The organism is Streptomyces sp. NPDC058534, assembly GCF_042717365.1.
GTDB lineage: Bacteria > Actinomycetota > Actinomycetes > Streptomycetales > Streptomycetaceae > Streptomyces.
Window position 1 is genome coordinate 27,427 of the sequence record NZ_JBHXNW010000080.1, and the last position, 12,593, is coordinate 40,019.

The 12,593-nt window shown below is 71.5% G+C and carries 10 protein-coding genes and 1 pseudogene; 3 read left to right on the forward strand and 8 right to left on the reverse strand.

Annotation, left to right across the window (positions count from 1 at the left end; all coding sequences use genetic code 11):
- Positions 1-34: 34 nt before the first annotated feature.
- The 5 genes from ACFWR9_RS34890 to ACFWR9_RS34910 all read right to left on the reverse strand — a co-directional run bounded on the left by ACFWR9_RS34890 (position 35) and on the right by ACFWR9_RS34910 (position 5,429).
- A complete protein-coding gene (locus ACFWR9_RS34890; protein ID WP_383849456.1) occupies positions 35-241 on the reverse strand; it encodes an SDR family NAD(P)-dependent oxidoreductase in 207 nt (68 codons plus the stop codon).
- Complete coding sequence (locus tag ACFWR9_RS34895; protein ID WP_383849458.1) at positions 238-450, reverse strand: MbtH family protein; 213 nt, start codon at positions 448-450, stop codon at positions 238-240. The genes ACFWR9_RS34890 and ACFWR9_RS34895 overlap by 4 nt, the downstream gene beginning before the upstream one ends.
- A gap of 47 nt (positions 451-497) precedes the next feature.
- A complete protein-coding gene (locus ACFWR9_RS34900; RefSeq protein ID WP_383849462.1) occupies positions 498-1,856 on the reverse strand; it encodes a cytochrome P450 in 1,359 nt (452 codons plus the stop codon).
- 77 nt (positions 1,857-1,933) lie between these two features.
- Positions 1,934-3,832, reverse strand: coding sequence for a non-ribosomal peptide synthetase (locus tag ACFWR9_RS34905; protein ID WP_383849465.1), 1,899 nt, complete (start codon positions 3,830-3,832; stop codon positions 1,934-1,936).
- 28 nt (positions 3,833-3,860) lie between these two features.
- A complete protein-coding gene (locus ACFWR9_RS34910) occupies positions 3,861-5,429 on the reverse strand; it encodes a class I adenylate-forming enzyme family protein (protein ID WP_383849467.1) in 1,569 nt (522 codons plus the stop codon).
- A 219-nt stretch (positions 5,430-5,648) separates the two neighbouring features.
- Between ACFWR9_RS34910 and ACFWR9_RS34915 the strand changes: the two genes are divergently transcribed.
- Together ACFWR9_RS34915 and ACFWR9_RS34920 are read left to right on the forward strand one after the other, a co-directional pair.
- Positions 5,649-6,647: an acetamidase/formamidase family protein gene (locus ACFWR9_RS34915; RefSeq protein ID WP_383849470.1), complete on the forward strand. Its 999-nt coding sequence runs from the start codon at positions 5,649-5,651 to the stop codon at positions 6,645-6,647.
- Positions 6,648-6,743: 96 nt separating this feature from the next.
- Positions 6,744-7,934, forward strand: coding sequence for a cytochrome P450 (locus tag ACFWR9_RS34920; RefSeq protein WP_383849473.1), 1,191 nt, complete (start codon positions 6,744-6,746; stop codon positions 7,932-7,934).
- Positions 7,935-8,159: 225 nt separating this feature from the next.
- On the opposite strand, the pseudogene ACFWR9_RS34925 reads toward ACFWR9_RS34920, so the two are convergent.
- Positions 8,160-8,708: pseudogene (locus ACFWR9_RS34925) on the reverse strand (SDR family NAD(P)-dependent oxidoreductase); the annotation flags it as partial.
- Between the two features lie 11 nt (positions 8,709-8,719).
- Positions 8,720-10,021 carry a condensation domain-containing protein gene (locus ACFWR9_RS34930; RefSeq protein ID WP_383849475.1) on the reverse strand — a complete coding sequence of 434 codons (1,302 nt, stop codon included), beginning with the start codon at positions 10,019-10,021 and terminating at the stop codon, positions 8,720-8,722.
- 322 nt (positions 10,022-10,343) lie between these two features.
- Between ACFWR9_RS34930 and ACFWR9_RS34935 the strand changes: the two genes are divergently transcribed.
- Entirely contained in the window at positions 10,344-11,312 is a 969-nt protein-coding gene (locus tag ACFWR9_RS34935; protein WP_361216760.1) for a zinc-binding dehydrogenase, read from the forward strand.
- 90 nt (positions 11,313-11,402) lie between these two features.
- On the opposite strand, the gene ACFWR9_RS34940 is transcribed toward ACFWR9_RS34935, so the two are convergent.
- On the reverse strand, positions 11,403-12,593 hold a 1,191-nt coding region (locus tag ACFWR9_RS34940; protein ID WP_383849478.1), incomplete at its 5' end, for a 3-deoxy-7-phosphoheptulonate synthase.

The window sequence follows — 12,593 nt, forward strand, 5'->3', positions numbered from 1 at the left end:
ACCACCCCCCAACCAAACCAACACACAACCCTCTTCAAATACACACACGTAACACGAGAGTGATTAACGTATCGTGGGATGGGAGTTGTGTATAAGAGACCGGGTCGAGGGCGACGACTGCCGCGCCGTCGGCCGCGAGCCGCTTCGCCGTCGCGGCGCCGATGCCCCGGCCCGCTCCGGTGACGACGGCCACGGCGTCGGCGCGGAGCCTGCCCGAGACCGACGTCGTACGCGCGGTCATGCGCCCTCCGTCGATCCGATCAGGCTCTTGGGGCGCATGTCGAGCCATGTGGCCTCGACGTGGTCCAGGCATGCCGCCCGGTCCGCCGGCCCCATGACGCTGCGCCAGCCGGCCGGCACGGCCGTGGTCGCGGGCCAGAGGGAGTACTGCTCCTCGTCGTTGACCAGGACGAGGTAGCTGCCGTCTCGGTCCTCGAAGGGGTGGGACATGGGTGCACCTTTCTGGGGCGGCATCGCGAGTGAGGGGGCGGGCCCGGTCAGCGCTTGGGCATGCCGCCGGCGTCGGGCTTGAGGGAGACCGGCAGGGAGTGCATGCCGTGCAGGATCGTGGAGTAGATCCAGCTCTCGGGGCCGGTTTGCTCGATGTCGGTGACCATGCGGCGGAGCCCGTCGAGGACCGCCTCGATCTCCATGCGGGCGAGGTAGTGCCCCAGGCAGAAGTGCGCGCCGTGGGCGAAGGTGAGGTGCTTGTTGGGGGCGCGGTTCAGGTCGAAGCGGTACGGGTCCGCGAAGACGTCGCCGTCGAAGTTGCCCGAGGCGATCCAGACGCTGACCACCTCGCCGGCCTTGATCTGCTGGCCGTTGACGACGACGTCGCCGGTGGCGGCGCGGCCGCCGTGGATGGACGGCACGGTCCAGCGCAGGACTTCCTCGACGGCGGTGTCGAGCTTCGCCTCGCCGGAGCGCAGGGCCTTCCACTGGTCGGGGTACTGCTTCAGGGCGAGCAGGCCGCCGGTGATGGCGTGGCGTCCGGTCTCGTCGCCGCCGATCATCAGGCCGTAGCAGTTCGCCATGAGTTCGGCGTCGCTGAGGCGTTCGCCGTCGATCTGGCTGTTGGCGAGGAGGCTGACGACGTCGCCGTGGTCGCTGTGCTTGCGAGTGGCGGCCAGGTCCGCGAAGTACAGCAGGATCTCGCTCTTGGCGGTCCAGCTGTCCTCCGGCGGGGCGTCGGCGTGGTCGGAGCTCCAGGCGCGGGAGGTGAGGCCGAGGAGGTACTTGCGGTCCGAGCGCGGCACGCCGAGCAGGTCGCAGATCGCGCCGAGCGGGACGCTGCCGGAGACGTCCTCCGCGAAGTCGCACTCGCCCTTCTCGATGGCGTCAACGAGGAGGCCGTCGACGGTCTCGCGCAGGCCTTCGCGGATGTCGTGCAGCATCCGCGGGGAGAAGGCCTTCATCAGGATGTTGCGGATCTGGGAGTGGCGGACGCCGTCTGTCACGGCCAGCATCGTCCCGGCCGCGGAGTCGCCGCCGGTGAGCAGCGTGCCCAGGGCGTTGCCGCGTTCGGTGGTGAAGTGCTCCTTGTCGCGGTAGACGGACATGGCGTCCTCGTGCCGGCTCACCACCCAGAAGCCGGGCTGGGAGCCGCGCGCCTCCTGCCAGTACATCGGGCGTTCGGCGCGCAGGTGGCGCCACACCTCGGTCAGGTCGCGTTCCGCGTGGAGGACGGGGTCGGCGAGGTCGAGGGTCTCGAGTTCGGCCGGGTCGACCATCCGCTTGCTCTGGTGCGGTGGTATAGGCGTCTCCGCACCGGGCCTCGGGGCCTCGGTCTTCTGTGCCCTGGTCGTCGGTGTCCCGGTCGTCGTCATCGGTGCCTCGGTCGTCGGTGTCTCGGTCATCGGGGTCTCCAGTCCGCGGTGCGCGTCGGCGGGTTCGGAAGGGGAGCCGGGCTCGGAAGGGCAGCCGGGCGTCGCCGTCATCGCTGCGCCGCGGCGTCGGGGCCGCTCGCGACCGCGGCGAGCGCCTCGACGGTCGGGTTGCTGATCATTTCGCGAGGCGAGATGGAATAGCCCGCCTCGCGCGCCTTGAGGATGACGGTGATGGCGAGCATGCTGTCGCCGCCGAGGGCGAAAAAGTTGCCGTCGGCGTTGACCTGAGACACGCCGAGCAGCTCGCCGAAGATGGCCGCGAAGGCTACTTCCGCGGGGGTGCCGGGCGCCCTTCCGGCGGTGTCGGCGGTGGTCTCGGGCGCGGGCAGGGCCTGCCGGTCGAGCTTGCCGTTGGGGGTCGTCGGGAAGGCCGTGACGGTGACGCAGGCGGCGGGCACCATGTGCTCCGGCAGGCTGCGGGCCGCGTACTCGCGCAGCTCGGCGTTGCCCGGGGCGGGCTTGCCGTGGGTCTGGCCGGCGATCACGTAGGCGACGAGCCGGCGGTCGCCCGGCTGGTCCTCGCGGACGACGGCCACGGCCTGGTCGACCGAGGGGTGCCCAGCCAGGACGCTCGCGACCTCGCCGAGCTCGATGCGGAAGCCGCGGAGCTTGACCTGGTCGTCGGCGCGGCCGTGGAAGTCGAGGCCGCCGTCGGGCCGCAGGGAGACCAGGTCGCCGGTGCGGTACATGCGGGATCCGTCGGCCGCGAAGGGGTCGGCGACGAAGCGTTCGGCGGTGAGGCCGGGGCGCCGCAGGTAGCCGCGTGCCAGGCCAGGGCCGCTGACGTAGAGCTCGCCGGTCTCGCCGACGGGTACGGGGCGCAGCTCGGCGTCCAGGACGTGGACGCGGGCGCCGGGGATCCCGGTGCCGAGCGAGGGGGTCCCGGCCGCGGTCAGCGGTTCGGTCATGGTGGCGCAGACGGTCACCTCGGTGGGGCCGTACGCGTTGATCACGCGGCGGTCCTGTGTCGTCCAGCGCTCGACGAGTTCGGCGGTGCACGCCTCGCCCGCGACGAGCAGGCTGCGTACTCCGCCGAGTTCGGCGGCGGGGACGCTGGCGGCGGCGACCGGCGGAAGCACGGCGTGGCTGACGTCCAGTCCGGTGAGGACCTCGGTGAGGGTCTCGCCGGCGAGGGTGCCGGGCGGCGGGACGACGAGGGCGGCGCCCGCTTCGAGGACGGCGAGGAGCTCGAAGACGTACGCGTCGAAGCTCGGCGAGGCGAACTGGAGGAGCCGGCTGTCGGCGTCGATCGCCATCCGCTCGACCGTCGCGGCGGCGAGACCGGCGAGGCCCGCGTGGGTGACGGCGACGCCCTTGGGCGTGCCGGTGGTGCCGGAGGTGTAGATGACGTAGGCGAGGCCGGCCGCCGTCACGGGGGCGTTCAGCTCGACGAGCGCCGGGTTCGCGTCGGGGCCCTTCGCGATCCGGTCGGCGGTCTCCGGCTCGTCGAGGACGAGGCGGACGGTCTCCGGGCTCTGCGGGATCCGGTCGGCCGAGGTGCGGGCGGTGACGACCAGGGCGGGGGCCGCGTCGGCGAGGACGAAGGCGATGCGGTCGGCCGGGTAGGCGGGGTCGACCGGCAGGAACGCGGCGCCGGTCTGGGCGACCGCGAGGGTGGCGACGACCATGTCGACCGAGCGCGGCAGGGCGAGGGCGACCAGCTTCTCGGGGCCCGCGCCGTGGGCGAGGAGGACCTGGGCCAGCCGGTTGGCGCGGGCGTTGAACTCCTCGTAGGTGAGGGTCTCCTCGGCGGAGGCGAGCGCGGTGGCGTCGGGACAGTCCTTGGCCCGCCGTTCCAGCAGCTCGGCGAGGGTGACCGGCGCCTGTCCGGGGCCGCTGTCGTTCCCCGTGCCGTGTGTGGTGGTGGCCATGCCGTCCTTCTCCTCAAGGGGGGCGGTCCCGGACGACGCGGCCGTACCGCCCGTCGTCGTGTTCGGCTTCGTCATGTCAGGTGTGGCGGGCTTGTCCGGCATGTCAGGTCACCGGCCAGCCGGCGTCGGTGATCCCGAACCGCTCCCGGGCCTCGGCGCGCAGCCGCAGCCGGTCGGGCTTGCCGAGGGCGAGGACCGGCAGGGCGGTGCGCACCTCGATGTCGGCCGGTACGTGGTTCGGCGTGAGGCGCTCGCTCACGTGCCGGCGCAGCTCCTCGGCGTCCGGGGCGGCGCCCGCCCTCGGGACGATCACGGCGCAGATCCGTTCGAGCCGGTCCACGTCCTCGACGCCGAAGACGGCCGCTTCCGCGACCGCCGGGTGGTCGAGGAGGGCGCGCTCGACGGACGCCGGGTAGACCTTGATGCCGTTCGTCTTGATGACGTCGGCCATCCGGCCGTGCAGGTGCAGGTATCCGGCGTCGTCGAAGTGCCCGATGTCGCCGGTGTGGATCCAGCCGTCGCGGACGGTACGGGCGGTGAGCTCGGGCTCGTTCCAGTAACGCTCCATCGACCAGCGGGAGATGACGCAGACCTCGCCGGCCTGGCCGGGCGGCAGGATCCGGCCGTCCGTGTCGCGGATGGTCACGCGTACGCCCTCGGGCGGGCGGCCGACGGTGGCCCGCAGGGCGGGGTCGCGGTGGTCGTCCGGGAGGAGGAGGCTGATCAGGCCGCTCTCGCTCGTGCCGTACACCTGCATGATGACGGGGCCGAGCACCTCGACGGCCTTGCCGATGCGGTCCGGGGAGGCGGCGCTGCCGGTGTAGAAGAGCTCCCGTACGGTCGACAGGTCGGTGCTGCCGATGGCCGGGTGCTCGATGAGCGCGTACACCTGGGGTGCGGACAGGACGAGGCGCGTGATGCCGTACCGCTCGATCGCCCGGAGGACCTGGGTCGCGTCGAAGGCGGACTGGAGGACGACGAGGCCGCCGGTGATGACGGTGTCGTCGGCGGCGAAGCCGCTGGAGTGCGTGAGCGGCGCGGTGATGAGGCAGTTCGCGGGGACGCCACGGGCCGCCGAGGTGGCCACCATGTCGTTCTTCACCGCGAACGCCCAACTGACGCCCTTGGGACGCCCTGTGGAGCCGCTCGTGTACGTGACGACGGCGATGTCGCCGGTCTCTGCGGTCTCCGGGTCGAACGCGTCCGCGGGGGCGGAGGTGAGGTCGACGATGTCGGGGCCGAAGGCGCCGAGGCCGGCGAGCAGCGGCCGGGTCTTCAGCGCGTCGCACAGCTCGCGGCCGCGGTCGGCGTTGTCGGCGTCGACGGCCACCAGAGTGGCGCGTACATCGGTGAGGATGTCGAGCTGGAGTTCCAGCGGCAGTTGGTCGAGCGGGTTGACCGCGTTGACGCCCCTGAGGTGGACCACCGTGGCGCCGAGCAGGTTCGCCGCCCAGCGCAGGATCAGCGTCGCCGGGGTGTTGGCGTTGGTCAGGACGGCGACCACGCTCTCGCGGCCCACGCCCTGCGCGCGCATGGTGTGGGCGGCCGAGGTGACCGAATCGGCGAGGGATCCGGCCGTGGTGGGCACGTCCTCGCATATGAGGGGTGCGTTCAGGGGATTGGCACCGAGGGCGTCCAGGATCTGCCGGACGTAATGACTATTGCCTTGCAACCACGTTCTCCATTCGGCTCGTGGGAGCGAGGCCGTCAGCGCATCAGTCAATTGAGGCACGGCGTTCCGGCCTCGCGTATCGGCCCGCTGAAATATTCGTTCACCAGATCTCAAGATAGAGGCGCGGCCGAGGCCCCGACATCCCCAGGTCTGGTAGTCATCAGAACGCCCGCGGAATGCCTTGATATTCGGAAGGCGGCTGCCCTAGCGTCGTACGCCATGGAGATACACACGGTCGAGTCGACACCCGCCACTGTGCGTTCCGGCGTACTCGACCCGGGTGCCCCGGCGGTTGCGAAGATTGAATCCGGCGATGTGGTGAGTTACCCCGACACCTGGACCAACTGGAACAACGAGTTGGCGTTCGGGATGCCCTTCGAGGAACTGGTCGACGTGCGCCGGCGCAATCCCGGCAACCCGTATCCGCTGCTCGGTCCCGTGCAGGTCTCGGGCGCCGAGCCGGGCGATGTGATCGAGTGCCGGCTGACCGAGCTCCGTACCCGCGACTGGGGCTGCAACGCCTCGCACCCGGGCTCCGGCGCGCTGCGGGACGACTTCACCGAGCCGTACATGCGCTACTTCCGCTTCGACGAGGACCGTCGCACGGCGACCTACGCCCAGGGGACCACGCTCCCCCTGGCACCGTTCCTCGGGATCATGGCCGTCGAGCCGGCCGGGGACGAGCCGGTCAGCGCGCTCCTTGCGGGCCCCTACGGCGGCAACCTCGTACTGCGCGAACTCACCGTCGGCTCCTCCCTGTTCCTGCCGGTGGCCAAGCCCGGCGGCCGGGTGTGGGTCGGCGACGTGCACGCGGTGCAGGGCGACGGCCTGGTGGACCAGACCGGCATCAAGTCGGCCGCGGAGGATCTGCGGATCCGCTACGACCTGCACAAGTCCGTAGCGCTCGACGCCCCGCTCGCGGAGACCGACACGCACTGGATCGGCTTCGGCTTCGCCGACAGCCTCGACGACGCGCTCCTCGCCTGCCTGCGGGGCCTGGTGGCCTGGCTGCCGGCCGCGGCCGGTGTCACGGCGGCCGAGGCGTACGCGCTGTGCAGCATGGCGGTGAGCTTCCGGATCACGCAGTACGCGGACCAGCGCGGCTCCTCGTACAGCGCGCTGCCCCCGAAGGCGGTCCACGGCATGGTGCCGAAGGACGTCTTCCCGCCGGAGGTCCAGGAGCGGATCGGCGCCTGGCTGCGGCCGTCGGCCCGGTGACGGCCCGGCCGGTTCGGCCATGACCACCCGGCCGGTTCGGCCCGGTCCGCGGACCCCCACCCCCTGCGTATGACCGATACCGAGAAGGATGCCGCGATGAGCGAGCCGATAACCTACCAGCAGCACTGGGACCGCACGGATCATTTCGATCCGCCGTCGCTTCTCCTCGACCTGAGCCGGGAACGGCCGCTGACGAGAATGACGTACCCCAGCGGCCACGTCGGCTGGCTGGTGACCGGTCACGAGCTGTCCCGCGAGACCCTCAGCAATCCCGTCTTCAGCCACAACTACGGCATCGGCCACTTCCCCATCACCAAAAAGGGCAAGCAGATTCCGCCGCTGCCGGCGATGCCCGGGATGTTCATTCACATGGACCCGCCGGACCACACGAAGTACCGGAAGCTGCTGACCGGTGAATTCACCACCCGCCGGATGAACCAGTGGGCGGAGCGCGTCGACGTCCTGGCCGCCGAGCAGCTGAAGGCGATGCGCGAGCAGGGTACCTCCGCCGACCTCGTCGCCTCCTTCGTCCGGCCCCTGGTCCTCCAGGTCATCTGTGAGCTGATCGGCATTCCGTACGAGGAGTGCGAGAAGATCGCCCAGCTGCCGGACACTTCCAACGACGAGAGCATCGAGCTCGAGGACGAGCTCGCGTCGGCGCGCGAGTCGTTCTTCTACGTGCGCGACCTCGTCGAGCGGAAGCGGAACGAACCCGGCGACGACATGCTGAGCCGGCTCATCGCCGCGGGTCAGCTGACGGACCAGGAGATCACCAACATGATCCTCCTGGTGTTCGTCGCGGGTTACTCCACGACGGAGGCCGCGCTGACCTGCAGCACCCTGGCGCTGCTGCACCACACCGAGCGGCTCGCGGAGTTCCGGGCGAACCCGAGGTCCGCGAACGCGATCGAGGAGCTGCTCCGCTACACGACGGTCAACCAGTACCAGATCTTCCGCACCGCGCTCGAGGACATCGAACTGGGCGGCGAGACGATCAAGAAGGACGACACGGTCACCGTGTCGCTGCCCGCCGCCAACCGCGACCCGGCCAAGTTCGGCTGCCCGCACGCGCTGGATTTCGACCGCGACACGTCGGGGCAGATGGCCTTCGGATACGGCGTGCACATGTGCCTCGGCCAGAACCTGGCGCGCATCGTCGTCGGCGCCGGACTGCGGACGCTCGTCGAGGAGCTGCCCGGTCTCGAACTGGCCGTTCCGCTGGAGGAGGTCCCGCTGCGGGGCCGCTCCACGGTGGTAAGCCTGATCGAACTGCCGGTCCGCTGGTGAGGGGCTGACGGGAACGCCACGTACGTAGGAGCGGGGCCCGGGGATCTGCGGGCCCCGGTCGGCGGAAAGCTGGCGGGGGTCCGACCTCACGGCGGCGATGCGGCACCCCGTGAAGGCGGCGGGGGCGTTATGGCCGGACACGGCCGAGGCCCCGTCACCGGTCAAGAACCGTACGGCGTCGAGCACCCCCGCCGCGTACGCAGATCCACCGGCGGCGGGCGAGGCGGTCAGGTCCGTCGCGGCGGGCTCCGGAGCGATGACGTTGGCGGTGATGCCGAACGGCCGCAGCTCCATGGCGATCGTCCGGGTGAACCCGGCGAGGCCCGTCTCGACGACCGAGTTCCGCGCCGCCCCCGGCCGGCCGCCGCCCGCGACGTCCGCGAGCGTGAGGATCCGGCCCCCACCGTTCTTGATCATCGGGTCGACGACCGCGCGACTGGTGACGAACACCCCGCGCAGAGGACCGCCGACGGCCTCAGTCCAGTCCTGGTCGGAGAGTTCGCGCAGCGGTTCACGGTCGACGGTCCCGACACAGTTCAACAGGACCACTGGGTCGCCGAGTTCGGAGCGGACACGGGCCAACGCCCCGTCGACCGAGGACGCGTCGGTGACGTCCGCGGCCACGAACACGCACCCCCGTCCCGTCTCCGCGATCCGCCGCACCGTGTCGGCGTGCGCGGCCTCGTCCGTTCCGAGAAGGGCGATGTCCATGCCGTGTTCGGCCAGCCCCACGGCCGCGTCGGCGCCGATGCCCCGCGCCGCGCCTGTCACCATCGCGGCCCGGGTCACGGTTCGTTCCTCTCGACGACGGAGAGCAGGGTGGCCAGGACGTGGTCGTGGATCTCGTCCATCCGGGCGGGGGTGAAGCACTTGGCGCTGTACGGCATCTCGATGCTGAGGCGACCGTAGACGGTCATCGGGGACGCCACGAGCGCACCCGCGCCGGCCTCGGGGACCCACTTGGAGGAGATGGCGAACTTGCGCATGTCGGTGATCTCGAGACCGCGCGGCGCCGGCGGCCCCGCGACGCTGCCCACGTTGGGCATGACGAGGCTGGCCGTGAGCACCGACGGGTTCTCGAGCAGCCGGGGCAGGGCCTGGAGCTCCCGGGCCGGCTCGCCCAGCTCGATGGCCTCGCGCAGCTCCCCGGTGATCCGACGGCCCAGCTCGATCAGATCGCCTCCCTCGGGTACGTCGACGACGTCGAGGTACCAGGACGCGGCGGGGATCAGGACGTCGCGGCCGAGCGCGGGGGTCAGCCGGGCGCGCAGGTCGACCGGCGAGACGAAGCTCAGCCGGTGGTCGCTGCCGTAGCCGGGTCCGAAGCCGTCCCGGACGGCGGTCAGGAGGGCCGCCCCGACCAGGCCGTGCACGGAGACGCCGGCGCTCTTGGCGAACGCGACGAGGGCGGCGGTCTGTTCGCGGGTGAGACGGATGCGGCGGACGTCCATCAGGGGCCCGTCCTGGCCCTGCCCGTCCTGAGCCTCCCCGGCCTGCGGCGACGCCGCCGCGTTGAACGGGAGGACGGCGAGCGGGTGCGCGGAAGTCCGTTCGGTCCGGTCCTTCACGTAGGCGACGAGCTCCTCCTCGGAGCACGGCGCGAGCAGATCGTCGACGGCCACGGGCCACGACTCCCCCGCATTCCGCGGAGCCTCGTACGCACCGTCCTGGATCCCGGCGTACGCGCTCCAGATCTCGTTGCACAGGACGGTGGCGCTGTGTCCGTCGCAGATGACGTGGTCGATGCCGAGGACGAACGTCGACTCGCCGTCGCCGCGGAAGAGGGTGGCGCGGACCAGGGGGCCGCCGGCCGGCAGCGGCCGGTTGAGCTGGTCGGTCAGGTCGGTGGGCCCGGCCGGACGCACCTCCAGGCGCGGCAGCTCGTCCTCGTCGAGGAGTTCGAGGAAGAACTCGGCGCCGTCCCGGGCCACCCGACTGCGGAGCGAGCGGTGCTCGGCGACCTTCGCGGCGAACGCCGCGGCCAGCACCTCCTCGTCGATGTCGCCGCGTACGGTGCAGACGGTCGTCGCGAGGGTTCTGATCTCACCGACGTACAGGATTTCCGACAGAGACAGCTTGCGTCGCATACAGATCATTTCTCCAGACATGACTCGGCGCCGTCACGCTAAGGGGAGTCGGGGGAGTTCCACATCACTCGGCCTGACAGTTCTGCGGGCGATGTCCGGAGAAAGCGGCCGTTACTCCGTGGGGTCCTACCAGGCTGAGGGATGTGCGGCCCTACCGCCCGGTACTAGCGTCACCGAATGGCATGACAGGACTCCACATCCAGTGCGTCCGAGAAAGTGCTGCATTCGCCTTTCCCTTGCTGGCCGACCACTGCGTGAGGAGATTCGTGCACTGTCGCGACATTCCACCGCCCATTCAGGCACGACGCGAGAGGGCATTCGTGTGAAAGCCGTCTACGCAGCTCGTCCGGACGACAACGATCCGCTGTCCGCGCTGGTCATCGGCGAACGCCCCGACCCGGTGGTGCCCGAGGGCTGGGTACGCGTCCGGGTCCGGGCCGTCTCCCTCAACCACAAGGACCTGTGGACCCTGCGGGGCGTCGGGCTCAACCACGACAAGTACCCGCGGATCCTGGGCTGCGAGGCCGCCGGCGAGAATCCGGACGGCCGCCGGGTGACGCTCTACCCCGTACTGGACTCCCCGCCGGGCACGACCGACGAGACGCTCGTCCTGCCGGCCGCGCAGCTCGTCGGGGCGCGGCCGGGAACGCTCGCCGAGTACATCGCGGCGCCCGCCCACAGTCTGCTGCCGGTCCCGGACCACCTCACGTGGGAGGAGGCCGCCTGTCTGATGTGCACGTGGCTGCCGGCGTACCGGATGCTGTTCACCAAGGCCGAGCTGCTGCCCGGGAACTCGGTGCTCGTGCAGGGCGCCGCGGGCGGACTGTCCACCGCCCTGATCCAGTTGGGCGCGGCCGCCGGGCTCCGGGTCTACGCCACGAGCCGTACCGCCGACAAGCGGGACCTGGCCCGGCGGCTCGGCGCCCACGAGGCGTTCGAGACCAACGCCGAGCTGCCGGAACAGGTGGACGCCGTCGTCGACAGCGTCGGCAGGGCCACCTGGACGCATTCGCTGCGCAGCGTGCGCAACGGCGGCACGGTCGTCGTCGCCGGCGCGACCACGGGTGACGTGTCGCCCGCGCGGCTGCACCGGATCTACTTTCATCAGATCAAGATCGTCGGTTCATTCAGCGGTACGCGTGACGAGTACGCGCGGATGCTCGCGCTGATGAACACGACGGGCATCAGGCCGCTTGTGGACGAGGTGATGTCGGCGCAGGACGCGCCCGCGGCGTTCAAGCGCCTGTCGGACGGCGATGTGCGGGGCAATCTCGTCCTCACCTGGCCGTGAGGCGCGTTGCCGTCCGTTGACCGACGAAGAGGCGGTGCCTGGGAGGATCCCGGGCACCGCCTCTTCGTATGTGCTTCGTATGTGCTTCGTTCAGGTGCTCAGCCGCTCCGCGGTGTGGAAACCGAGCTCGACGGCCTGCGACGCGGTGAGGCGCGGCCCGTCGCCGGTCTCCACGCGGAGTCCGCCGGGGTGGGTGCCCAAGCGGCGGTGCACCTCGACGAAGGCCGTGACCTCGTCGAGCGCGCCCGCGAAGTCCCAGGGGTTGCGGTGCAGCGGGTCGGTCTGCCAGACGACCCGCCGGCCGGTCGCCTCGACCCGCTCGACGAGCGGCGGCAGGAGCTCGCGGACCCGCCGGCTCCCCATCGCGCAGGTCAGCGTCAGCCGCCCCGGGACGGCGTCCGGGTCGAACCGTTCCACCAGGTCGGCGGCGTGCGCCGGGGCGGTGTCGGGTCCGATCCGCAGCCCGACCGGGTTCGCCGACCGCCGGACGAGGGCCGCGTACGAGGCGTCCGCGCGGGCGGTGTGTGCGGCGTGGGCGTCGAGCCACAGGAAGTGCGCGGAGCCGTTGAGCCGGCCGGTATCGGCATCGGCATCGGCATCGGCATCGGTGTCGGTGCTCGTCATGGCCTGTTCGTGGTCCGGGGCCAGCATCCGGCGGGAGGTGTACAGCTCGGCCGTGCGCGCGGTGGGGTCGGTGAATCCGCCGGCCGCCATGAACCCCAGACCGCGGCCGATCCGTTCGACGAGCGGCCGGTGGCGGGCGCCGCCGCCGGTGCGGACGAACTCCGTGTTCCAGCCGTGGATCCGGTCCAGGCCTGTCGTCTCGCCGCGGCACCGCCCCCGGAACAGGTTCATGGCGGCCGCCGACAGGGCGAGGTCCCGCGCGATGCCGTCATCGGCGAGGTGCCGGGGCGGGGCGTACGGCCCGCACACCTGGGCCAGCTTCACCACCGGCAGGCCGGTCGCGTACATGAGGGCGACGCCCGTCTGGTGCAGCACGCGCAGGTCCGCCTCCAGGCGGACCTGTACGTCCCCGGTCGCGGGCCCCGCGCTGTCGCCGCCCTGGAGCAGGAACGCCTCGCCCCGCGCCACCGCCGCCAGCCTCGCCGACAGCAGCTCCGTCTCGGCCCGCGTCACGAGGGGCGGCGCCGCGCGGAGCTGTTCGAGGACGGTGTGCGTCGCCGTGTCGTGGGGCGGGGGCGCGGGGGGCCCCCCGGGGTGCGCGGCGGGGGGGGGGGGCCGCGGGCCGGAGGGGGCCCCCCCCCCCCCCCCCCCCCGCGC

Excerpts from the sequence above, each read along its gene's own strand:
- ACFWR9_RS34915 (WP_383849470.1), top strand. The coding sequence starts at position 5,649 with ATGGAGATACACACGGTCGAGTCGACACCCGCCACTGTGCGTTCCGGC.
- ACFWR9_RS34920 (WP_383849473.1), top strand. The coding sequence starts at position 6,744 with ATGAGCGAGCCGATAACCTACCAGCAGCACTGGGACCGCACGGATCAT.
- ACFWR9_RS34900 (WP_383849462.1), bottom strand. The coding sequence starts at position 1,856 with ATGACCGAGACACCGACGACCGAGGCACCGATGACGACGACCGGGACA.
- ACFWR9_RS34895 (WP_383849458.1), bottom strand. The coding sequence starts at position 450 with ATGTCCCACCCCTTCGAGGACCGAGACGGCAGCTACCTCGTCCTGGTC.
- ACFWR9_RS34930 (WP_383849475.1), bottom strand. The coding sequence starts at position 10,021 with ATGCGACGCAAGCTGTCTCTGTCGGAAATCCTGTACGTCGGTGAGATC.
- ACFWR9_RS34905 (WP_383849465.1), bottom strand. The coding sequence starts at position 3,832 with ATGACGAAGCCGAACACGACGACGGGCGGTACGGCCGCGTCGTCCGGG.
- ACFWR9_RS34890 (WP_383849456.1), bottom strand. The coding sequence starts at position 241 with ATGACCGCGCGTACGACGTCGGTCTCGGGCAGGCTCCGCGCCGACGCC.